Origin of the sequence: Methylobacterium sp. SyP6R, from assembly GCF_019216885.1 — a bacterium.
GTDB lineage: Bacteria > Pseudomonadota > Alphaproteobacteria > Rhizobiales > Beijerinckiaceae > Methylobacterium.
The window spans coordinates 715,001-736,703 of the sequence record NZ_JAAQRC020000002.1 but is presented as its reverse complement, the minus strand read 5'-3'; the positions used below and the strand labels follow the sequence as shown (position 1 = coordinate 736,703).

General features: G+C 62.6%; 21 protein-coding genes and 1 rRNA gene (1 of these 22 only partly in view). 19 read left to right on the top strand and 3 right to left on the bottom strand.

Annotated elements, in window-relative coordinates:
- Positions 1–25: 25 nt before the first annotated feature.
- The 3 genes from HBB12_RS32675 to HBB12_RS32665 form a co-directional block, all read right to left on the bottom strand.
- On the bottom strand, positions 26–1,549 hold the full coding sequence (locus HBB12_RS32675; RefSeq protein ID WP_236993232.1) for a Dyp-type peroxidase: 1,524 nt from the start codon (positions 1,547–1,549) through the stop codon (positions 26–28).
- Positions 1,536–2,780, bottom strand: coding sequence for a DUF8225 domain-containing protein (locus HBB12_RS32670; RefSeq protein ID WP_236993231.1), 1,245 nt, complete (start codon positions 2,778–2,780; stop codon positions 1,536–1,538). The genes HBB12_RS32675 and HBB12_RS32670 overlap by 14 nt, the downstream gene beginning before the upstream one ends.
- Before the next feature lie 609 nt (positions 2,781–3,389).
- The gene (locus HBB12_RS32665; protein ID WP_236993230.1) at positions 3,390–4,289 is read right to left on the bottom strand and encodes a thermonuclease family protein; all 900 of its coding nucleotides are present in this window, start codon (positions 4,287–4,289) and stop codon (positions 3,390–3,392) included.
- A 132-nt stretch (positions 4,290–4,421) separates the two neighbouring features.
- On the opposite strand from HBB12_RS32665, the gene HBB12_RS32660 reads away from it, so the two are divergent.
- The 19 genes from HBB12_RS32660 to HBB12_RS32570 all read left to right on the top strand — a co-directional run.
- A complete protein-coding gene (locus tag HBB12_RS32660) occupies positions 4,422–4,817 on the top strand; it encodes a sugar dehydrogenase complex small subunit (RefSeq protein ID WP_236993229.1) in 396 nt (131 codons plus the stop codon).
- Positions 4,810–6,501, top strand: coding sequence for a GMC family oxidoreductase (locus HBB12_RS32655; RefSeq protein ID WP_236993228.1), 1,692 nt, complete (start codon positions 4,810–4,812; stop codon positions 6,499–6,501). The genes HBB12_RS32660 and HBB12_RS32655 overlap by 8 nt, the downstream gene beginning before the upstream one ends.
- A gap of 1 nt (position 6,502) precedes the next feature.
- Entirely contained in the window at positions 6,503–7,714 is a 1,212-nt protein-coding gene (locus HBB12_RS32650; RefSeq protein WP_236993227.1) for a ferritin-like domain-containing protein, read from the top strand.
- A 1,306-nt stretch (positions 7,715–9,020) separates the two neighbouring features.
- Positions 9,021–9,527, top strand: a complete 507-nt coding sequence (locus HBB12_RS32645) for a hypothetical protein (RefSeq protein ID WP_236993226.1) — start codon at positions 9,021–9,023, stop codon at positions 9,525–9,527.
- Positions 9,514–10,203, top strand: a complete 690-nt coding sequence (locus tag HBB12_RS32640; protein ID WP_236993225.1) for an RraA family protein — start codon at positions 9,514–9,516, stop codon at positions 10,201–10,203. Before HBB12_RS32645 ends, HBB12_RS32640 begins: the two co-directional genes overlap by 14 nt.
- Entirely contained in the window at positions 10,200–11,081 is an 882-nt protein-coding gene (locus HBB12_RS32635) for an aminotransferase class IV (RefSeq protein ID WP_236993224.1), read from the top strand. Before HBB12_RS32640 ends, HBB12_RS32635 begins: the two co-directional genes overlap by 4 nt.
- Complete coding sequence (locus tag HBB12_RS32630) at positions 11,068–11,790, top strand: 2OG-Fe dioxygenase family protein (protein WP_236993223.1); 723 nt, start codon at positions 11,068–11,070, stop codon at positions 11,788–11,790. The genes HBB12_RS32635 and HBB12_RS32630 overlap by 14 nt, the downstream gene beginning before the upstream one ends.
- Positions 11,791–11,793: 3 nt before the next feature.
- Positions 11,794–12,081, top strand: coding sequence for a YciI family protein (locus HBB12_RS32625; protein ID WP_236993222.1), 288 nt, complete (start codon positions 11,794–11,796; stop codon positions 12,079–12,081).
- The gene (locus HBB12_RS32620) at positions 12,078–12,311 is read left to right on the top strand and encodes a phosphopantetheine-binding protein (RefSeq protein WP_236993221.1); all 234 of its coding nucleotides are present in this window, start codon (positions 12,078–12,080) and stop codon (positions 12,309–12,311) included. The genes HBB12_RS32625 and HBB12_RS32620 overlap by 4 nt, the downstream gene beginning before the upstream one ends.
- 2 nt (positions 12,312–12,313) lie before the next feature.
- On the top strand, positions 12,314–13,756 hold the full coding sequence (locus tag HBB12_RS32615; RefSeq protein ID WP_236993220.1) for an AMP-binding protein: 1,443 nt from the start codon (positions 12,314–12,316) through the stop codon (positions 13,754–13,756).
- Positions 13,734–13,985, top strand: a complete 252-nt coding sequence (locus HBB12_RS32610; RefSeq protein WP_236993219.1) for an acyl carrier protein — start codon at positions 13,734–13,736, stop codon at positions 13,983–13,985. Before HBB12_RS32615 ends, HBB12_RS32610 begins: the two co-directional genes overlap by 23 nt.
- Positions 13,986–13,990: 5 nt before the next feature.
- Positions 13,991–14,899 carry a chlorinating enzyme gene (locus HBB12_RS32605; protein WP_236993218.1) on the top strand — a complete coding sequence of 303 codons (909 nt, stop codon included), beginning with the start codon at positions 13,991–13,993 and terminating at the stop codon, positions 14,897–14,899.
- Between the two features lie 23 nt (positions 14,900–14,922).
- Positions 14,923–15,756: a beta-ketoacyl-[acyl-carrier-protein] synthase family protein gene (locus HBB12_RS32600; protein ID WP_236993217.1), complete on the top strand. Its 834-nt coding sequence runs from the start codon at positions 14,923–14,925 to the stop codon at positions 15,754–15,756.
- Entirely contained in the window at positions 15,753–16,529 is a 777-nt protein-coding gene (locus tag HBB12_RS32595) for an alpha/beta fold hydrolase (RefSeq protein WP_236993216.1), read from the top strand. The genes HBB12_RS32600 and HBB12_RS32595 overlap by 4 nt, the downstream gene beginning before the upstream one ends.
- Positions 16,526–16,897, top strand: a complete 372-nt coding sequence (locus HBB12_RS32590) for a Cif family virulence factor (protein WP_236993215.1) — start codon at positions 16,526–16,528, stop codon at positions 16,895–16,897. Before HBB12_RS32595 ends, HBB12_RS32590 begins: the two co-directional genes overlap by 4 nt.
- A gap of 10 nt (positions 16,898–16,907) precedes the next feature.
- Positions 16,908–17,513 carry a LysE family translocator gene (locus tag HBB12_RS32585; RefSeq protein WP_236993214.1) on the top strand — a complete coding sequence of 202 codons (606 nt, stop codon included), beginning with the start codon at positions 16,908–16,910 and terminating at the stop codon, positions 17,511–17,513.
- Between the two features lie 110 nt (positions 17,514–17,623).
- Positions 17,624–18,418 carry a serine O-acetyltransferase EpsC gene (gene epsC / locus HBB12_RS32580; RefSeq protein WP_236993213.1) on the top strand — a complete coding sequence of 265 codons (795 nt, stop codon included), beginning with the start codon at positions 17,624–17,626 and terminating at the stop codon, positions 18,416–18,418.
- Positions 18,419–18,713: 295 nt separating this feature from the next.
- Positions 18,714–19,988: a cation:proton antiporter gene (locus tag HBB12_RS32575; protein WP_236993212.1), complete on the top strand. Its 1,275-nt coding sequence runs from the start codon at positions 18,714–18,716 to the stop codon at positions 19,986–19,988.
- 408 nt (positions 19,989–20,396) lie between these two features.
- Positions 20,397–21,703 (top strand): 16S ribosomal RNA (locus tag HBB12_RS32570); it runs 177 nt beyond the window's last position.

Sequence of the window (21,703 nt, the reverse complement as noted above, 5' to 3'; positions counted from 1 at the left end):
GTCCGCGGCGTGGGCCGACGAGCGGTCAGGCGACAACGGCCGCGATCCGTCGTGTCCAGGAGATCGACGGCGTGAACAGATATTCGCCGCCGGTCGGCATCACCCACTGCTCGAGCGCCGCGATGGCCGTGAAGCTCTTCGACGGCGCGTCGAAATATTGCGCGTCCTTCGGCCCGTGGCGACCGTCGGACAGGCGTTGTCCGACGAGAAGGTCGAACCCGCCGCTCATCGGGCCGATGTCGCTGTTCATCCAGTTGCCGTTCAATTGCTCGAACTGGTCGCTGATCGAGCGCTGGTAGGACAGGAACAGCAGACCCCGCTCGCGGCCGTTATCCGGATGGCCCGGATTGTTCCGGTCGTACGAAGGTCCGAAGGGAATCCCCCGCCTGAGCATCTGGCGAGCCCGCGTCTCGTCGGGGCCTGCGAGATTCGTCTGCATGTCGCGTGGATTGACCTTGCGGATATGAGCCCAGATCGGGCAACGGGCGCCCTTCTGCGCGAGCGGGTCGCCCTGGCTGCCCGCGATGCGTTCACCGCTGGACAGGACGAGGTCGGGCGTGTCGCCGGCGAACGCGAAGTGGTTGAGCGCCAGCGCCGCTTCGGGAACGGTGGGACCGGCGGTCTGCCGCATGAGCGGCTGGCCGCTCGGGAAACGGCCGACGATCCGCGCCCGCAGGTCGTTCTCGTCCACCGGCTTCCCGAGCCGCCGCGAGAGCGTGTCCGCGATGGCCTTCGTTCCCGCATCGAAGCCGGGCACGTCCTGCGTGAGGCGACGGAAGACCAGGAAGGAGCCATTTCGCGCGTCGGCCTCCTCGTCGCCGAACAGGAACTGGTCCGGCGGAAGGAGGGGCTGGCCCGGCTTGCCGAACTCGATCCCCAGGGCCCCCGGCACACCGTAGCGCGTGGTGAGAAAGCGCTGCACCCCTCGGTCGTCGATGACGCCGAGGACGCCGGGCTGGCTGATCCCGTCCTGGAAGCCGAAATGCTCCTTGTCCCCGGGAAGGAACGCGCCGAGTTCGGCGTAGATCCGGACGAGCCCGCACGCCTCGATCTGCTCGACCAGCGGCTCGCTGAGCGCCTCGATCTCCGCATCGGCGGCGGCGATCAGCAGGAGATCGAGTGGCGTGTTCGGTCCCCCGACGACCCAGTTGGCGGGGCAGGTCGGATCGGCCGAGCCGTCCGGCAACCTCGGCTCCGTCGTGTCGCCGGCCCGCAGCGGCATGCCGGCCCCGAAAGCCGGTTCGAGGTCCTTCAGGCGTTCGAGCCCGAGAGCCTCGGCGGCGCGGACGCCGATCGCGTAGTTGAGCCAGAGGTCCGGCCTCGCCGGTGCCGGCGCGCCGGCGAGGAAGGCGGTCTTCCGATCGTCCTTGTGGCCCAGGACGGTCGAGAGATCGGTGAGCGAGGCGTCGAGGACGAGGCGCAAGGCGGCCTTGAGCGCCGCCTCCGACGTTCCCTGGAACCCGACGAGACGTTGCTGGCGGCGCCTGAAGCCGGGCAGCACGTTGCCCTGGATGTCGAGCGCGTCGAGGAGAGGCTCATTCGGTGGCAAGGCGCGACCTCGTCCTGCGGGGTGCGGAGGTCGCGACGGCCATCGGCATCGGGCCGGCCCCCGCAGCGGGATCCGCCAGTTCCGGGTAAGCGTCCACCGCTCCGTTGGCGCACCTGGCCCCTGCATCCGTATGCTGCAGGTTGACGTCCTTGATCCTCGTGGGCGAGGTTCCCGACGGCATGCAGCAATGCGCCACGCACCGCGCGGAGGAAGGGTGAGGCAGCTCGGCCGCCCCCACCCTGGCATAGAGGACCATCTCGATGCGCTCGGCGACCTGCCCGCCCCATTCCAGCGGCACCCCCATCACCTTGACCTGATCCAGGCCGAACGCGGCCCCCGCCGGCGGTTCGAGCACCGCCATCAGGCCGCGGCCGGCCTTGCCGCGCCGGAAGGTGAACCAGTCGTCCACGGGCGTGTTGCCCGGACCGGTGAGCGTCTGGGGCAACAGCCTGTCCATGTAGAGGCCGACCGGATCGGCGAGGGTGGCGGCCTGAGGCGTCGCCCCGCCCGCGATGGGCAGGCAGGTCGTGTTGACCGCCCAGCCGATATTGGGATCGCTGCTGCGGTTCGGATCGCCGAAATTCGCGCAACACGCGAGGCGCCGCACGTCGGTGACCCGCTGACCCTGGGCGTCGATGCGCGGGACCGTGGCGATCGCCGCGAGATTGATCTCGGCGCCCAGCGTGTTCGCCGGATGCGTCAGATGGATGACGCCCCTTTCGGTATTCCAGACATTCAGCCTGTCGTAGCTGCCATCCTTGAGGAGATCGGCCCCCTGCACCGCCGGATTCACCAGTTTCCTGTACAGCGCCAGCACCGTGTCGAAATCGTGCTCGGCGAGCTTCTCCCAATATTCCGGGCCCTCGGCGGTAAAAACTATCTTTTCGATACGTCCCGCTTTCTTGTAGACGAACCACTCGCAATACTCGTCCTGCTTCCGAAACTTGCCCCGCCCCGATTGCTGAAGAACCTCCGCGTCCTTCCAGGCATCCCGCCGGATGTTCCTGTTCGTCCTGAGCAGGGTGAGTGGAAAGCCGTTCCAATGTATCGGCACCGGATCGCCCTCGGCGGCCGTATCCACCTCGGTGAAAAACAAGGATCCCGGTCCGAGCGCACGAATGTTGTCTTGAAATTGCCCACTGATGTAGGCGTGCCAGTCATCGAGGAAATCGGCACGCTTTGTCTCGTTTCCAATATCGGAGACGTCACCTGGCGTTGAATATTTGAACATGACGCCTCCTCCCCGCAGAGCCGGCAACGAACCGCAAGCACGGCCTCCATATATCGCTCGAAGCTGGCATCTTTCTCAAGTTTCCGCAACCATTGAACCGCAGCTTAGCCGTATTCGATCTTTGTCTTCCCGGAACATTTATTGCTTCGACTGTCGAGCGCGGAGAACTGCAGACGACGCCCGCCGCACGGGCCAGCCGAGCGACGTCCTCGTGATCCAAGGACGCCTGGATCACGTTGCGAGAGATCCGCGAACCGTGGCGGCGCCGGGAGTCCGGCTCGTCACCCCTCGCTCACGACGGCCGACGTCATCATACGAGGTCCGGCTGATTACTGAGCGAGGCAGGCGCAGCTTGCAGGACAGGGGCGGCCATTCCCGAGACGAGCGCCTGAGAGCCTCCTTGATCAGATTTATCTGACGATAATCAAATATATCATGGGACATTCCCCCCTCCAACTCAATATGAGGTGAGAGTGTGGGATGATCCCGCCTGCCTCAGTCCTTGGATGGACGATCCTGTTCACAAAGGCTCCGGGATGACGAATCCCGGGATCGCGATACGACGATCATCGGCGGGCCTCGCTCGCGCCCCGATCGATGCGGCGCGCCTCAGGCGCCGGATGGCAGCGGCGCGCCGACGAGCGCGGCGAAGAACCCCGGCGGCTGGAGCGGCATCTCGTCGAAGACCAGCTCCTCCGGATCGCGCGTCAGCCGGATCTGCACGCTGCCGGACGCCTGCTCGACGAAGGTGTCGAGGTGGGTCCGCTGCTGGGTGCGCAGGTCCCAGACGACGTCCCGCCCCTCGGCGAGCGCCTCCTTGAAGCCGACCGCCGTTCCGCTCGCGGCCATGTAGTCGCTCAGGCGCCGAAAAAGCTTCGGCAGGATCGGCACCTCGTCCATGAGAACCCCGAGGGAGGTGGCCTCGAAGCCCGCCGTCGTGCGATCCTCCTGCCAGAGCCCGCGCTTGGCCGTGCGCGCGTCCACGGCGGCCGCCGTCATCGCCGTCCTGAGATCGGCGAACAGGGTCGCGTAGAACGTCGGATAGGCCAGGCCCTGATGGAGGGCCTGCAGGTTGAAGCTGCGGCGCAGGAGCGCCGCGTCGAGCGTCACCGAGGCGCCGTCGACGTCGGGCGCCTCGCCGGCGAACAGGAAAGCGACCGGGCGGTTGTACTTCTCCTTCTGCCGGGCCAGGATCCATCCACGCGTCCCGTCGTCGGCCGCCACGACGGTGGCGTGACGCGAGTCCCAAACGACGTTCTTCACTCCTGCGAAGGCGAGGATGGCATCCGTCGCCGCGAATGCCCAGCGACTCGGCTGATGCCGGGCATTGTAGTGCGTCTCCAGCGCGTCGATCCCGTCGAGCCTCAGCTGGCGCGAGGGCTTGGCGCCGCTGCTGCCGCCAGGCAGCGCCCTCACCAGCGCATCGTCGTCGGGCACGAACCGGATGGAGTCGCCATCCGGAGACAGACCGACGACGCGGAACGTGCCTTTGATCAGGGTGAAGGGCATGTGTGTCTCCGCCGCTCTCAGTCGGGACAGGGTGCCGTCTCGCAGACTATCGCACGCTCGCCCTTCGGTTGTGAAGTCTTTCCAGCGATGAACGATCGTGCCACTCTGCGATGGAGCTTAGGAGCGAGACCCTTGCCCGAGTTCCTGACGATATCGCGCCTGGTCACGGGGGTGGACGACCTCGACGCGGCACTGGCCGAGACCTACCTCGCGCTGATGACGAGCGCGGCGGAGGCGGCCGGCGAGCTTGCGGCGCTCCGGTCCGTCGCGGCTGCGGCCGTGACCGCAGAGGAGCCCGAAGTCGCGCTGAAGGCGGCGCTCGCGGGCGATCGCGCCGCCGCGGCGGCGGCACGGCGGCTCGCTTATCTCTGGTATGCGGGACGTCTTCCTCCGGAGGGAAAGGTCGAGGCTCCGTTCCCGTCGGCGGAGGCGTATTTCGGCGGCCTGCTGTGGCGGGTCGTCGGCGCCCACCCGCCGGGCCTGTCGGGCGGCTATACCGGTCATTGGCGGTATGCACCGGATGCCTGACGCCGACGCGCGCTGTTCGGTGGCGATCGTCGGCGCCGGGGTGGCGGGGGCGCTGCTGGCCTTCGAACTCGCGCGCGCCGGACACCGGGTGCTCCTCTTGGAGGCGGGCCCCGCGAGCGGCCCCCGCGTCGACCTCGTCGCCGACTACGCCCTCGCGGCCGTCAAGACGCCACGCTCGCCCTATCGCGACAACCAGCCGCCGTCTCCGGTGACGAGCCCGGACAGCGAGGACGATTACGCCCAGGCCCAGCCCTCCTCCCCCTTCAAGTTCAAGAGCACCTATCTGCGGCGGGTCGGCGGCTCGACCTGGCACATGCTGGGAAACATGCCGCGGCTGGTCCCGGCGGATTTCCGGCTGCGCTGCCTATACGGGGTCGGCGTCGACTGGCCGCTCGGCTACGACGATCTCGAACCGTGGTATGGCGAGGCCGAGCACGCGCTCGGCGTCGCCGGCGACCATCGCGCGCTCGACGGCCTGCACGGCGCCCATCGCAGCCGGCCCTTCCCGATGAGCCGGATCTGGCCGTCCTACGGCGACCTCGCGGTCGAGCGCGCCGCGGCCGGGCTGCAGGTGCACGGCATCCCGGTCGAGCTCACCTCGACGCCTCAGGCCCGCAACTCGCGCCCCTACGACGGGCGCCCGGCTTGCGCCGGCAATTCCTCCTGCGTCCCGATCTGCCCCATCGGCGCGAAGTACGACGGGTCGGTCCACGTGCGGAAGGCGGTCGCCGCGGGAGCCATCCTGTGGGACCGGGCCGTGGTCACCCGTATCGACCTCGACCGGACGACGCGGCGCGTGCGGGCCCTGCGCTATACCCGGTGGGACGAGGCCGGCGCGAGGCGGGAGGGCTTCGTCGCCGCGGACCTCTACGTCGTCGCCGCGCATGCCATCGAGACGCCGCGGCTGCTGCTCGCCTCGCCGGATCCGGACGCCGCGCCGGCCGGCGTCGCCAACGGCAGCGACCAGGTCGGCCGCAACCTGATGGACCATCTCCAGGGCCAGGGCGCGACCATCGTCGCCGAACCGCTCCACCCGTTCCGCGGGCCGCCCACCACGGTCGGCATCGACTCGTTCCGGGATGGCGCCTTCCGGGCCCGTCATGCCGCGTTCCGCCTGTCGATCGGCAACGACGGCATGGGCCGGAGCGAGACGCCCTACGCCGCCCTCGGCCGGCTCGTCGATGCCGGCCTGATCGGGACCGACCTGCGCACGGCCCTGCGCGACAGGCTCTCCCGACAGTTCCGGATCAGTTACTCGACGGAGATGCTGCCCCGGCCGGCCAATCGCGTCACCCTCGCCGATGGTCCGGCGGACGCGTTCGGGGTGCCGCGCGCGGCGCTGGCCATGACGCTCGACGACTACAACAGGCAGGCCTTCGCGAAGGCCCTGGCGGTGGTGTCGGCGGTGTTCGACCGGCTCGGAGCCCCGGACCCTGAGCGCAAGATGCAGGAAGAGGATACCTATTCCGGTGCCGGCCACATCATGGGCACGACGCGCATGGGCCGGGATCCGTCCAGTTCGGTGGTCGACCGCGACTGCAGGGCCCACGACCACGACAACCTCTTCATCGTGGGCGCGGGCGTCTTCCCGACCGGGGGGACCGCCAACCCGACGCTGACGGTGGCGGCCCTGGCGCTCCGCGCGGCACGGACCGTGTCGACCCTTCTCCGCACGGGGCCCTGACATGTCCGCCGATCCAGCCGCGATCCCGAGCCGCTCACGCCTGCTCAGCCTGCTCACCGAGGCCTGCGAACTCGAGCACGGACTCGCCTGCTCCTACCTCTACGCCGCCTTCTCGCTGAAGCAGGATCTGGCCGAAGGCGGCCTGACCTGGCGGCAGCTTCAGGCGGTGCGATTGTGGGCGTCCGAAATCTACATGATCGCCGCCGAGGAGATGCTCCACCTCGCGCAGGTCTGGAACATCCTGGCCGCCGTCGGCGGTTCGCCGCATTACGGGCGTCCGAACTTCCCGCAGCGGCGCACCTATTACGGGTTCGACCAGCCGCTGGCCCTCGAAGGATTCGGCGCCCGCGCCCTCGACCGCTTCATCTCGTACGAGACGCCGCTCGATCTGCTGGCCGGGCGGAAAGCCGCGCCGACACGGACGAACGACGACGAGCCGGCGCGGTTTCGCTCCGTGGGCGAACTCTACGGCCTGATCGCCGAGCAGATCCAGGGCCTGCCGGAGGAGAGCCTGTTCTTCGTAGGCAGCCAGGGAGAGATGACGCCGGACATCGCCCATTTCCCCGATCTCCTGCCGGTCCGGGACGCACGATCGGCGCTCGCCGCGATCGCGCTCATCACCGAGCAGGGCGAGGGGACGGCCTGCGACCGCGGCGACTCGCACTACGCCACCTTCCTGCGGACCCGGGCCGCCTTCGAGGAGCACCGCGCCGCCGATCCGGCATTCCGGCCCACCCGCCCGGTCCTCGACAACCCCGTGCCGCGCATCCGCGGCGACTGGGCCGGGGGCGGGCCGGTCAACGTGCTCGTCGATCCGTTGGCGCGGGAGGTCGGGGATCTGTTCGACGACGTCTACGTCCTGATGCTGCGCCTGCTCCAGCACGCCTTCGCCAGCGGTCCGTCGGGACCGATGGCCGGCCTGTTCTGCAGCGTCGCGATCGACGCGATGACGACCGTGCTCAAGCCCCTCGGCGAGACGCTCGCCCTCCTCCCCTCGGGTCGCGGCGACGGTTCGCGGGCCGGCGCCGCCTTCGGACTGACCCGCCACACCACCCTGCCTCCCGCGTCGGCCATCGCCCTGCGCATCGCGGCCGAACGCGCTGAGGATCTGGCGCGCGTGGCGTCCCGGCTCGCCGGACGCGATGGGGCACCGGAGCGGCTGGGCCTGGCGGCGGATAATCTGAAACGGGTCGCATCCGCCTTCGGTCCCTGAGAAAGCTCGCGTGCACCCCTGACCGGGCGAACGATTGGCCACGGGGACGCGACGGCCGACCGCGACGTGATCGCGACCGTCGGCCGACGGTCGCGGAACCCGCGTCCGGGCGCGGGTGCCTGCACCCGGACACCGACATCGATCGGAGCGCCGCCGCGATGCGCGGGCGCGAAGTGCCGCATCGTACTCGGTAACGGCACCGCGATCGGCGGCGGGCAGAGGCCGGTCGCCCGTCATTCAACGAGCGGGCAGTAGGGCTGCGCCGACGCGAGAAGTAGATCGTTACGCCGTCGACGTATCGCGTGGTCGAGACAAAGACGATCGTCGATGGGAGTAGACCAGGAACAGGCCCGTGCGATCCGCAGCTGGAAAGGACATCGCCATCAAGAGCGACCCGCCCGGCCGCCGCCTCGCCAACCAAAAACTGATGAAAATCCGGTGAGGTTTCCAGATTATTTTTGTTAGTTTTAATTTTTTTCTCGCTAGATCAAATATGAATGCCTATTTTTAGCACGTACCTATTGCTATTTTTTTGGTTATTTGGATATTTTGTTATTGTATGTGGAATGTTTCATTTATTTTTTGTCATCACTGCAAGACATAAAGTAATTATTGATTTATTGCGAAGACTTTTTCGTCGTAATACACGAATAATGCCCTGACGCGATAGGCTACGACCATGCATAGGCGGGCACCGGTATCGCGGCTCGGCGCATGGTCATGGGGACGTAGACACCCCTTGTCATTTCCCTTTCGTAATGCAAGGTTACGTCATCAACACGCGATCGAGCAGGAAACAAAAATGGAATAGTGTTTTTCAAATGCACAGACGCGCCATAGGACAAACTTCCCGATACTTGTCTTCGATGGCTGACGATAACCGCAGCATTCGCACCGGAAGATGTACAACCCTGGATAACGGGCTCTGATAGATTTACTTGATCGATCGACATGAAATGATTTTTGACAACTGGCGCCGGCGTTGCAGAATTCGATTTTCTCTCGTATGTCGATATACATTAAAATTTTTCTTGCGGTCGATTTTATGTTTTGATTTATTCAGAAAAATAAAAAATATTTGCACCTTGATCCGGCGATTTTCTCACTACAGACAATCGGGATATTCTTGATAGATTGCAGGGCACTAGACTAGAAAAATGCAATTTCATACCGTGTTCAAATTTAAAATTTCGATGCATCGATACTATCAATTATAGCCATAAATATTAGATTGACCATCTTGGAGATTCCGACAGTACGCAGCGTGTTCACGACGAATCACCATAATCGCTCCAGGAGAACGACGATGAGTATCTCGACTCTCGGCCCGCGGAACACCAATTCGGAATTCGCAACGGCCCACTACATGCAATCACGCAACATCGAAGGCGAGATCGTCCTGTCGGACACACCCGAGAAGGCGATCGTCGAACTGATCGATGGAAAGGTCGACAAGACGGTCCTGTGCGTCGTGTATCCAGACTTGAACAACATCGTATTCCGGAACCTCGGAAAGGTTCATATCGAGGAACTCTTTCACTTTCATACCGACAACATGGTGATCGCGAGACGCCGCGGCGATGACAGCCAGGGAACACGGTGCTGCTCGCACCCGGCACCGACGCATCTTCTGCCCGAAGGCGCCGACAGTGTCACGCTCGTCTCCAGCAATTCTTACGCCGCGAGCCTCGTCGCCAAGGGCGATTTCGATATCTGCGTCACGACCCTCGCTGCAGCGACCGAGTTCGAACTGAATGTCATCAAGGATTATGGCCCCGTTCCGATGGGATGGGCAGTGTTTGCCCGAACCTGACATGCGGAATATTTCGAACATCTCCGCCGCGCTCAGCACATGCAATCTCGCCGATGCTCACGATCATCTCGGCTTGGTATGCAAGTGGCTCAGTCGCGATCTGACCGCGACGCGTCCCGCTCGCTTCTGGGGCTATGCGGATGTGGTTCAATGGGGGCCGACCCGAAAGACCTCCGATATCAAGGCAGTCTCGCCTTCGACCTGGGACGAAGTCAAATCCTTCGTCGCGGAACTCCGCCCATCGGGCCATCCACGGATCTACGTCTCCGGCTGCCGGGAGGCATCGCGCGACTACGTCTTGCTTGGGGGCCTGAGCCTGACTTACCTCGCTCGACTTGGCTATGCGGGCGTGGTCGCGAACGGCACGATCCGCGACCACGACGAAGTCGCGGAGCTCGATCTGCCGATCTGGTCGACCGGCTTCGCCGTCATGGACTCACAGGGTTGCATGAAGGTTGAGAGCCGCGGCACGGCCTGCACCGTCGCCGGCCACGTCGTCCGCCAGGACGACCTCGTCCTCGGCGATGGAAACGGCGTCGTCGCCGTGGCGAGCGAGGACATCGAGGCCGTCCTCGCCACGGCTACCCGTATCGCCGGGATCGAGAGCGAGATGCTGGCGAAGATCCGCTCGGGCGGCAACCTCTACGACCTCGTCGAAGGAGGAGGTCACATATGAGCCTCGTCTATCTCGACGGCGCCCTGATCGACGCGAGCGATGCACGCTTCGGCCCCTCACTCTTCTCTCTCAACTACGCGGTCTGTGCGTTCGAAGGCATCCGCTGCTACGCGGCCGACGGAGGCTCCGCCGTTTTCCGTCTCCGCGAACACCTGGAACGCTATCGCCGGACCTGCGATTTCCTTGGCCTTGAAAGTCCCTACCTCGACGAGGACACGCAATATCGAGCGACGATGGACCTCGTCCGCCGCTTCGGCGGCGGCGACCTCTACATTCGACCGATCGCCTTCCTCGACGAAGGCATCATGCGGCTCGACGAGCCGCCCGCCCCCCGCAGCTGCATCTTCGCGATACCGATTCCCGCGCCGAAGCCCGTCCCGGTGATCGGCCTCGGCGTATCGACCCATCCTCGATCGACCGAGACGATCTCACGAAAAATATCGCGCAACTATTTCGACAGCTACCTCGGATTGCGATCACGGCTGCCCGGCGATGACGATCTTCTTTTTCTTGACACGAACGGAAAAATTACCGAGACGAGTGCGCACAACATCTTTTTCTTTACAAATAAAGGAGAAGTCGTTACCCCAACGACAACGCATTGTCTGCCTGGCATCACCCGCGACACGGTCATCACCCTTCTGCGTCGGGGCGGAACGTCGGTGACCGAGCGCGATATCCATGTCTCCGAGGCGGCGTTCTTCTCCGCCGCCTTCACCACGAGCACCGCATCCGAGATCAGGATCGTCGCTCGCATCGCCACGACGAACTTCGATGCTCACCACGCAAAGCTGCGCCGGCTTGTCGACGAATTCCGTCGTTGCACGCTCGGTCGAGACCCGGAATGCAAGGAGTGGAACTGCTATGTACAATCTTGAAACGACCCTGGACGGCACGAAGATCGCCAATAACGGCGAAACGATCCTGCGGGTGAACGTTCCCCACCTCGACATTAGCGAACTCAAGGACTCATTTTACTTCGTTCCAAACGATAATTATTTCACCGCTGGATCGCGCTATCGCACCACGTCGCGGATCAGGATCACCGAATGCGGCTATGAATTGCTCCCTCGCGTGCCCCTCTATCAACCGAGCTACGTCAACAAGCTCGGATCTTATGGCGGCATCGATCGCGATTATGCCGACGTTCCGAAGTCGCTGCTCAAGACTCGGTCCTTCGACATCATGATCAAGGAATGGCTAGCCTCGATCCCGTACGTCGTGGAAAGTTTCTCGATCCATCAGATCCGGACGACCGACAACGGCAACCCGACTCCGGAGGGTGCGCACCGGGACGGTACCGACTGGACTGGCGTCTACATCGTCAACCGTCACAATATCGCGGACACCTCCGGTGCAACCCGGTACTGGGATGTGAAAGGCGACCTGGTGCTCGATCACGTATTTCCCGAAGGCGTATTGATCAATCACTACGACCGCTACTTCACCCATTGCGCCACGCCGATCGTCAAAGTCGACCCCGACGAACCGAGCTATCGCGACGTTTTCGTCATCACGTCGCCCGAGCACGGCGTCAATCGCCAGCAAGAGACCTATCGTCGCGAGGTTCTGACAGCAGAAGCCTGAGTCATGATCGTCATCCTGTACTGCTTCGTCGCCGACTTCATGAAGCGGCGGCAACCCTATCGCGCCGAGCATCTGGCCTACGTCGCAGCGGAGCAGGCGGCGGGACGGATCGCAGCCGGCGGCGCATTGTCTGAGAACCTGCGTAAGGGCCTCATCCTGTACCGGGGCACCGTCGAGCAGGCCGAAGCCTTCGTGGCGGCCGATCCCTATGTCCGCGCCGGCATCGTGACGAGCCGGGAGATCGGAACCTGGACCCTCGTCATCGGCGACAGGATGGAGGTGTTGACGTGACCGATCTCGACGTCGTCTCGCTCGTCAATCGTAGCCTCGCCGAAATCGGCCGGCCCACCATCGTCATCGACACTGTCGATCGAAACCTGATCGATCTCGGTTTGACGTCGATCGACCGCCTGATGCTGATCGCCAAGATTGAGATCTTGTCATCGCGAAAGATAGACGTGCGAAAACTGGGAACAAGTTCGAAATTGACCGTCTCGCAACTCGCCAGCGCGTTGACATGATCATGGCGAATCTCACCGAACTCCTCACCAGATACCGCGATCGGGACGATCGTTTCGTCGCCGTCGTGGACGGCGAGCGCGAAAGCTACCGGGCGTTCTTCACCCGGATCGACCGCTGGCAATCCGAGATCGGGACCACGGTTCCGGCCGGCGGCATCGTGCTGATCGATGGCGTGAAGACCCTGGACGCCGTCGCCGCGGGCGTCGCCAGCCTCTTGGCCGAGGGAGGCGTCAGCTACCTCGACCTCACGCTTCCGTCGTCGAGGACGTCGCAGATCGTCACGGCCATGCGCCCCGCCCTCCACCTCGTCCATGGCGGGGACGGGATCAGCCGGCACGTGCCGGTCGAGAACTCGCCGCGTCGCTTCGCCGGCAGCGTGGTGTTCACGTCGGGGACCACCGGCCAGCCCAAGGGCGTTTTCAGCGCGACCGAGGCTCTCGCCCACTACGTGGACTCGATGCTCGACTGCATGGGTGACAACCGGCAGACGTGGCTCAGCATCTGCCCGCTTCACTTCGACGTCTTCCAGCTCGATGTCCTCGTCCAGCTGGCGCGTGGTGCCGATATCATCCTCGCCAGCAATACACTCCTGCCACATCAATATCTCAATATCATCGCGGATGAGGGTGTCACCGAGGTTCTCTACATTTCGACCTTGCTCAAAATGACCGTCGAGATGGTCGATACCGCGCCGAAGCACGACTTGCGAACGATCTATTACGGCGGAGAGGGCTGCTCGACTGCAGTACTCGGGCGCGCGATGGCACTCTTCTCCGGCATCGAGTGGTGCCAGTTCTATGGCCCGACAGAAAATTGCAACAATACCACTCACCATCGGTTCCGGACCCTGAGGCCCACAGCGACGGGGTTCATGCCACTCGGTCGTCCGATCCGCCACGTCCATATCGGCGTCGTCGATGCGGACGGGCGGTCCTGCCCGGTCGGTGAGGTCGGCGAGATCGTCCTGTCCGGCCCGCAGCTCTTCTCAGGCTATCTCGACACCGCGACCGGCCGGTTCGATCCGCACCGGGGGGCTTACCACTCCAAGGATCTCGGTTACTTCGACGAAGCAGGCGACTTGTGGTTCACCGGTCGCAAGGACGATATCGTCAAGATCAACGGGAATCGCGTCTCCCTGGTCGAGATCGACAACCATATACGGAGCTTCGTCAAAGATGCCACCGTTTTGACGGCGGTGAAGGAGCATCGCGGATTCCAGGTTCTCGTCTCCGGAGTACATTCGCCGGCGTCCTTCGAGCCGGACGAAATCATCGCCCATCTTCGGTCGGTGCTGCCGAATTATTGTGTTCCGACCGAGGTCATCCGGCTTCCCGACGACAAGGTGACCCGCCTCTCGACGGGAAAGACGAACTACAAGCTGATCAAGGAATTTATCGCTTACGGCAACGAGGATAGAAACAATGGACAGCGTAGAGATCAATAAACAAGAGTCCGTTTTTGCGGCGTCGTTTTGGGATGCAGTAAAAACCAAGCAAGAAAGAAGCGAAGACGTTTCATACCTCGATCTTGGGGGAACATCTCTAGGAATTTTTATTTTCACCGAAAAGCTCCGCAAGGAACTCGGGATCACCATCCCGCCGCAGGTCCTGCTGGAGGACGACGCCACGCTCGCCAACCTGAAGTCGAAATATCTGCCCAAGAACGAAGGATAGACACTATGACCGACTACGCTCTCACCGAGGCCGAGAAGGCAAAGTTCGATCGTCAGGGCTTCCTCGGTCCCTTCAAGCTCTTCGAACGCGAGGAGGCGCTGGAAATCTGGAAGAAGAAGATCCGGCCGAAGCTGATGCAACGGGACGGGGCCGTGTTTCCAGGATCGCTTCTGAACTACGACCGCCATCTCGACATTCCCGAACTGCAGGAGATCGTGACATCTCCGAAGGTGGTCGATCGACTGCGTTCGATCCTCGGCGAGGAGATCCTGTGCTGGCGCACCGAATGGTTCGCCAAGTATCCCGGCGATGCCGGCACCGAGTGGCATCAAGCCAAGAAATTCTTCGAGTTCGAAGGACAGCCCAAGCTCCAGCCGGATCGCGCCACCGAAGAGGCGAATGAATACTGGGTTCTGACGGTCTGGATCGCCTTCACGGACATCACGCGTGAGACGAGCTGCATGCGCTTCATGCCGGGTAGCCACAAGGAGGACTGGTACTTCGATGAATCCAAGGACGGCGCCTTCGATGCCGACAGCGCCGACCACAAGGGCTTCTTCGGGTATTCGTGGGAGGATCTGAAGTACAACAAGGATTGGAAGCCCGACGAAGCGAAGGCCGTCGACATGGAGGTCGAGGCCGGCGAATTCTTCTTCTTCACCTCGAAATGCCTGCACGGCAGCTTCCCGAACTCGAGCCCCGATCGGTCGCGCTTCGCGATGTCGGCTCGTTACGTTCTGCCCGAGGTCCATGTCTACAAGGATCTCGAACGGTTCAAGGCTCTCAACGAGGTGCTCGAACTCGACAAGTATCGTCCGCTCCTGGTCAGCGGCACCGGCAAATCGTCGGTCAACCGCTTCAAGACGCCAGACCTGATCTCGGACGACGCGCGGATCACCGGTCTTCCGGCATGAGGCGCCGGCCATGCCGGATATCGGTGACCACGGAGACTGCGCTCCCGACGGAACCGGTTTCCGGCTACGTCGCAGCCTATCCGTCTTGTGAGGATCTGGTGCGCTCCGGACTGATTGATCGGGTGCTGGCCAGCCGGTTCACGCGCATCGACGATCCGAGCGCGACCGTCCTCGCTCTCCTCACACGGATGGGACGTCGTTTCGAGGCGATCTTCGTGGCCAGCAGCACCTGCATCTGGCCGGTCACCGAGGCGGTCGGTTTCACCGACCGCCTCGGTGACCACCTGGAAGCCGGCGGGAACCTACGGTTCCTCACCGGCCGAGGCTGCAATACCACTCTCGATGCGGTCGTCCTCGCCGAGCAGGAGGTCGGATCCGGCCGGCACGACAATATCTTGGTGATATCGGTCGATTCCTGTCCGCCGAACCTGAACCGACTGCAGAACTATGCTTTTTTCAGCGATGCATGTACCGCGATTCACGTATCGAATGCCGGGGGGACGCACGAAATTCTGTCGTCGCATTCCGGTGTGGCGCATTACTCCGGGACGTCGTTCCCGACCGCGAATGGCCTCGATGATGTCGAGTACGGAGAATTCCGGAGCCGGCCGCCGCGGGAACTGGGGCTCCTGACGCTCAACTGCTTCGATTTCGTCCTGAGATTCAAGTACGGGTCGTCGGTGCTTTTCGATCACCTGCATCCGGCGCCGGTCCACGTCCACTCCTTCGGGGCGGACCCGTTTCTGTTTCTCGCCTTACCCGCAGCACCGGCTCTGGCTTTGATCCACGTGGAATCTCCGCCGCGCCATACGGCCGACCTTTTGGTCCGCTCTGTCCGGGAGCCCACCACGACATGAAAGTCAGGGAGTATCATCGGGATCGACCGACGACGTTGGTGGTCTTGGCCGGATACATGTTCGGAGCCTGGACCTTTGCGCCGATGTGCGCTGAGTTGGACGACCTGCGCATCCTCGTCATCGAGGACATCGGAGCCGCCGATCACGGCTCGGTCGGCGGCGACTACCGTGACGCGATCGCCGCCATCGAGCACGCGCTGTCGAGCCGCAGGATCGATCGGTTTCACCTCGCCGGCCATTCCCTGGGTGGGTTCGTGGCCCAGGAATTCGCGGCCCGTCACGCAGATCGCGTGGAATCCCTGGCTCTGCTCGGGACCTGCCACCTCTCCGAGTTCATGGGATCGCACCGGGTCAACGCCCTTCCGGCGCTCGATCCCCTGTTCGATCTCGAACCGGACATCTTCTTTCGATTGTCGATCAACGCCATCTTCAGTCCGGAGTTTCTCGCCGATCCGGATTCGGCGGACACGCTGCGCACCGCTTTCGACGACAATCCCCCGGATCGCGAGCGCTGCCGCTCCCAGTTGATCATGCTCGAGACACTGTACGAAGCGGGGGGCCGGTTCCCCCCGATCCCCGTCCCTTGCCGTGCCGTCTTCGGTCTGGCGGACGGCATCGTCCCACCCGGATGGGTCCGGAGTCTGGACCGGCATTTCACGACCGAGCCGGCCTGGTGTCCGATGGAGAGCAGCCACATGTTTATGTATGAAAAGCCGGTCGAGACTGCGGCGATTCTTCGCGACTGGATCCGGCAAGTGAGTGTGAACGCGTGATCGACGGCGTGAGATTTATCGCGGAGAATTATCCGCGCGCCAGCAACACCAATGACGCTGCGGTTTATCGCGCGCTGTATCACCCCGATGCTCTCTGGTGCCCGCCTCATTTCGAGGACAAGCGCGGCGTCGACCAGATCGCGTTCGCCTACGCGTTCAAGGATTTCACGATCGACGCCAGCGTCCTGGAACTCGAAGGCATCGACGGCGAGACGCAATCCTACGTGACGGGTCTGCTGTCCGTAAAAACATATGATCGCTCTGGATCTTTCCGTAAGGAAATGCTTCTTCGTGGATCCTGGGTGATCGTCCTCTACCGGGACCGGCCGGTCATCCGCTACCAAGTATGGAACGAGAAACGTATGTAGGAGAAGGTTGATGGAGTTTTTTTCGGTCATATTGTTCGCTATAGTATCGACCCTTACTCCGGGACCCAACAATGCCCTGATCATGGGATCGGCGGTTAATTTCGGCGTCAAGCGGTCCGTGCCGCTTCTGCTCGGAATGTGCCTTGGATTTCCAGCTCTGATCCTTGTCTCGGGATTTGGAGTCGGCGTAATTCTCCGATACGTTCCAGAATTTTACATTTACATGAAGATAATTGGCTCTGTCTATCTGCTCTATCTCGCCTATAAAATATTCAAAGTTCGTGAAGTCGCATCAAGCAGTACGCTTCAGCAACCCTTGGGGTTCCTGCATGGCGCCGCTTTTCAGTGGATCAATCCGAAGTCCTGGATCGTCGCCGCCAGCGCGATGTCATCATTCGCGATCTTCTCCGAGCGAACCGAGGTCAACGCTGTCATTCTTTCCGCGATCTTCATCGTCGTTTCCATCGTCTGTGTCGGAAGCTGGATGGTTGCCGGCCATCTGATCAGCGGATTTCTCGATACCGAGAACAAAGTCGTCTGGTTCAACAGAATCATGGGAATCCTTCTCGCGGTGTCGGTCCTCCAGGCTTTCTTGATCCACGAAGGACGGGGTTGATGGACGGGCTTTCGAAGTCGAATCGCGCTTCCGTCGACCGGGCGCATCGGTGCCCCCTCACGCTCCGCCGGGGTATCCGCACGTCGAATGCCGCGACAGTTCGGGAGCCGATGCAGGAGGCGATCATCGCCCGGACCTGGGAGACCCTTCGCCGGGAGGCCCGGGACGCGGCCGAACACGAACCCTTCCTAGCGCCAGTTCTCGACGCCCACATCCTCGGCCGGCCCGGTCTGGGAGAGGCCCTGGCCCATCTTCTGGCGAACAGGCTGCGCGATCAGCTGTCGCCGCACGAGGCCGTAGCCGACCTCGTCCGCACCTGCCTGTCGCAGGCTCCCTCTCTCCTCTTCGCGGCCTGTCAAGATCTTCACGCCTATTACGGGCGAGACGCCGCCTGCACGAATCGCCTCCATCCCTTCCTGTTCTACAAAGGATTCATCGCGACCCAGGGCTACAGGGTGATGAACCGGCTTTGGCACAGCGGCAGCTTCGGCACCGCGCGATGGATCCAGAACCGCGTCTCCGAGGTCTTCGGAGTCGATATCCACCCGGCAGCCACCATAGGCACTGGACTGATCATCGACCATGGTACCGGCGTCGTCATCGGCGAGACCGCCGTGATCGAGGATGACGTCTCCATCATGCAGAACGTCACCCTCGGAGGAACCGGGAAGGACGAAGGCCTCCGACACCCGATCATCCGCAGAGGCGTGCTGATCAGTGCGGGGTCGATCATTCTCGGCCGCATCGAGATCGGGGTCGGCGCCAAGATCGGTGCCGGCAGCGTCGTGCTCCGCCCCGTTCCACCGCATCGTACGGCAGTCGGCGCACCCGCGGCACTGGTCGGCACCCCACGGGAATCTCTGCCCGCGCACAAGATGGACCACGACTTCATCAAAGACATGTGAGGCGATCGGTCGTCAGGATGCCGCTCGTCCGGTCGTCGGGCGACCGCCGCGCCGAGATGCGCGTTACGGCGGGTCCCCCACCCGAACGGCAGCCTCCTACCATGACTCCTCCGCGGAACTATGATCTCTCCCGCAGCACCGTCGCACACATTACGGCGTCATTATTTTTGAACTTGCAACATGCACCTCATGCTGGCGTGTAAAAATTGAACCAGCATGACACTTTATAGCATCGGCCCGATGTTCATCGTAACATTCGGCCGATCCGGGAATGTCATCGATTGATCATAAAGGCATGGCCATGACACCGATGCTTCTGTTCATTATACAATCGATATTGATCTTGACGATGCCCATCGTGCTATCGCGGGTGGCGCGGATCGGATCGTTCATGCCGCTGGTCGTCGTGCAGATTTTGGTCGGCATCATTCTGGGTCCGACAGTCTTCGGCTACTACTTTCCAGATGCGCAACACCTGCTGTTCCCGCCGGAGGCACTCGCTCCGCTGTCGGGAATTTCATCGATTGCCATCCTTCTGTTCGGCTTCACAACGGGGTTACATCTCGACCGCCGCATTCTGGCGCAGGGCACACGAGGTCACCTTCTGATCGCAGTCGCGAGCACGCTGGTTCCGGGCGTGACTGGCGCGCTCGGAGCCGCGTGGCTGGTCGCGCACTACCCTGAGATCCTGGTGTCCGAAGGGCACTCGCTCCGCCTCTGCATTGCCATCGGTATCGCGACCGGGGTGACAGCCCTGCCTGTTTTAGGCGCCATCCTCCGTGAATTGAAACTGATCGACAGTCGAGTCGGCTCCATGGCGCTGTTCATGGCCACGGTCAGCGACGTGGCGTTATGGCTGTTGCTCGGCGCCTTATTGATCGGCACTTCGGAAGACGGCGACTGGGGCACCTTCGCTCTACGCATCGCCATGTTTCCGGCCTATCTCGCGGTCATGATGCTGATGATACGTCCTGCCCTGCAGCGGCTGACGGGCCGGATCGCCGCCGACGGCCCCCTGCCGGGTCGCGTGCTGGTGTTCATCTTCGTGGTGTCGCTGGCGTCCGGCGCCGCCACCGAGGCGATGGGCCTTCATTACCTGATCGGCGCCTTCATCGCCGGGGTGGTGACGCCTGAGAATCTGCGTCGCCATCTTCTCGATCGACTCGAGGAATTGACCGTCAGTATTTTGATCCCTTTCTTTTTCCTCCTGACGGGCCTGCGAACGACGATCGATTTTACATCGACGCTCTTCCTCGCGATCTTCCTTGTCGGGACAGCGGCGTCCGTCAGCGGCAAGTTCGTCGGCACGGTCCTCGCCGCGCGGGTCGTCGGAGAGCCGTGGCGGGTGGCGCTCGGCCTCGGATCCCTCCTGCAGACCAAAGGGCTGGTCGAGGTGATCCTGCTGACGATCCTGCTCGAACATCGGATCATCACACCGGTGATGTTCTCCGGGATGGTCCTGATGGCGGTTACTACCACAGCCCTGGCGACGCCGCTTTTCTGGCTCTGCGCCCGCCTCATCGGAGGCGTCAGGCCGGCCGAATCCAATCCCGCATCGCTAAAAGCGTGATGTCGCCGTCACGCGAGGGCAGTCCGCGTCCAGAGAACCGACGGACGGGTCGCCGGCGCCGATTGACAGGCGAGCCGGCTACCCTTAGACAGCCGCTCACCGACGGGGCGCCGACGAACTGGCCGCCGCGAAGGACTTCCCCAGAGACGGTGAAGCAAGGGCCAGGGAAACCCGGCTCGGCTTTCTGTTCTCCGGGGTACAAGGTCTGGCTCCCGGCCCGACCCGCTCTTTGACAAGTTCATACGAGAAAGAGAAGCGTGGACGGCGTTGTCCCTGCGGATCCTGCCTTCGGGTGGGATCGTGAGTAGGATGATGCTGATCTGACGTTTCGGTGCTCACACGATCAGGTGGAAACGCCGATCGGTCGTGAGCCTCCGTTTATGTTGTGATCAGCTTTGATCAGCTCTTCAACTTGAGAGTTTGATCCTGGCTCAGAGCGAACGCTGGCGGCAGGCTTAACACATGCAAGTCGAGCGGGCCCTTCGGGGTCAGCGGCAGACGGGTGAGTAACGCGTGGGAACGTGCCCTTCGGTTCGGAATAACTCAGGGAAACTTGAGCTAATACCGGATACGCCCTTTTGGGGAAAGGCTTGACTGCCGAAGGATCGGCCCGCGTCTGATTAGCTAGTTGGTGAGGTTACGGCTCACCAAGGCGACGATCAGTAGCTGGTCTGAGAGGATGATCAGCCACACTGGGACTGAGACACGGCCCAGACTCCTACGGGAGGCAGCAGTGGGGAATATTGGACAATGGGGGCAACCCTGATCCAGCCATGCCGCGTGAGTGATGACGGCCTTAGGGTTGTAAAGCTCTTTTCTCCGGGACGATAATGACGGTACCGGAGGAATAAGCCCCGGCTAACTTCGTGCCAGCAGCCGCGGTAATACGAAGGGGGCTAGCGTTGCTCGGAATCACTGGGCGTAAAGGGCGCGTAGGCGGCTGATTTAGTCGAGGGTGAAAGCCCGTGGCTCAACCACGGAATGGCCTTCGATACTGGTTGGCTTGAGACCGGAAGAGGACAGCGGAACTGCGAGTGTAGAGGTGAAATTCGTAGATATTCGCAAGAACACCAGTGGCGAAGGCGGCTGTCTGGTCCGGTTCTGACGCTGAGGCGCGAAAGCGTGGGGAGCAAACAGGATTAGATACCCTGGTAGTCCACGCTGTAAACGATGAATGCTAGCCGTTGGTCTGCATGCAGGTCAGTGGCGCCGCTAACGCATTAAGCATTCCGCCTGGGGAGTACGGTCGCAAGATTAAAACTCAAAGGAATTGACGGGGGCCCGCACAAGCGGTGGAGCATGTGGTTTAATTCGACGCAACGCGCAGAACCTTACCATCCCTTGACATGGCATGTTAGGCGGAGAGATCCGTTGTCCTCTTCGGAGGCGTGCACACAGGTGCTGCATGGCTGTCGTCAGCTCGTGTCGTGAGATGTTGGGTTAAGTCCCGCAACGAGCGCAACCCACGTCCCTAGTTGCCATCATTCGGTTGGGCACTCTGGGGAGACTGCCGGTGATAAGCCGCGAGGAAGGTGTGGATGACGTCAAGTCCTCATGGCCCTTACGGGATGGGCTACACACGTGCTACAATGGCGGTGACAATGGGCAGCGAAGGGGCGACCTGGAGCGAATCCCCAAAAGCCGTCTCAGTTCGGATTGCACTCTGCAACTCGGGTGCATGAAGGCGGAATCGCTAGTAATCGTGGATCAGCACG

Bases quoted from the DNA above. Each gene is read 5' to 3' on its own strand.
- HBB12_RS32670 (WP_236993231.1), bottom strand. From the start codon at position 2,780: ATGTTCAAATATTCAACGCCAGGTGACGTCTCCGATATTGGAAACGAG.
- HBB12_RS32665 (WP_236993230.1), bottom strand. From the start codon at position 4,289: ATGCCCTTCACCCTGATCAAAGGCACGTTCCGCGTCGTCGGTCTGTCT.
- HBB12_RS32655 (WP_236993228.1), top strand. From the start codon at position 4,810: ATGCCTGACGCCGACGCGCGCTGTTCGGTGGCGATCGTCGGCGCCGGG.
- HBB12_RS32650 (WP_236993227.1), top strand. From the start codon at position 6,503: ATGTCCGCCGATCCAGCCGCGATCCCGAGCCGCTCACGCCTGCTCAGC.
- HBB12_RS32645 (WP_236993226.1), top strand. From the start codon at position 9,021: ATGAGTATCTCGACTCTCGGCCCGCGGAACACCAATTCGGAATTCGCA.
- HBB12_RS32635 (WP_236993224.1), top strand. From the start codon at position 10,200: ATGAGCCTCGTCTATCTCGACGGCGCCCTGATCGACGCGAGCGATGCA.
- HBB12_RS32630 (WP_236993223.1), top strand. From the start codon at position 11,068: ATGTACAATCTTGAAACGACCCTGGACGGCACGAAGATCGCCAATAAC.
- HBB12_RS32625 (WP_236993222.1), top strand. From the start codon at position 11,794: ATGATCGTCATCCTGTACTGCTTCGTCGCCGACTTCATGAAGCGGCGG.
- HBB12_RS32615 (WP_236993220.1), top strand. From the start codon at position 12,314: ATGGCGAATCTCACCGAACTCCTCACCAGATACCGCGATCGGGACGAT.
- HBB12_RS32610 (WP_236993219.1), top strand. From the start codon at position 13,734: ATGGACAGCGTAGAGATCAATAAACAAGAGTCCGTTTTTGCGGCGTCG.
- HBB12_RS32605 (WP_236993218.1), top strand. From the start codon at position 13,991: ATGACCGACTACGCTCTCACCGAGGCCGAGAAGGCAAAGTTCGATCGT.
- HBB12_RS32595 (WP_236993216.1), top strand. From the start codon at position 15,753: ATGAAAGTCAGGGAGTATCATCGGGATCGACCGACGACGTTGGTGGTC.
- HBB12_RS32585 (WP_236993214.1), top strand. From the start codon at position 16,908: ATGGAGTTTTTTTCGGTCATATTGTTCGCTATAGTATCGACCCTTACT.
- epsC (WP_236993213.1), top strand. From the start codon at position 17,624: ATGCAGGAGGCGATCATCGCCCGGACCTGGGAGACCCTTCGCCGGGAG.
- HBB12_RS32575 (WP_236993212.1), top strand. From the start codon at position 18,714: ATGGCCATGACACCGATGCTTCTGTTCATTATACAATCGATATTGATC.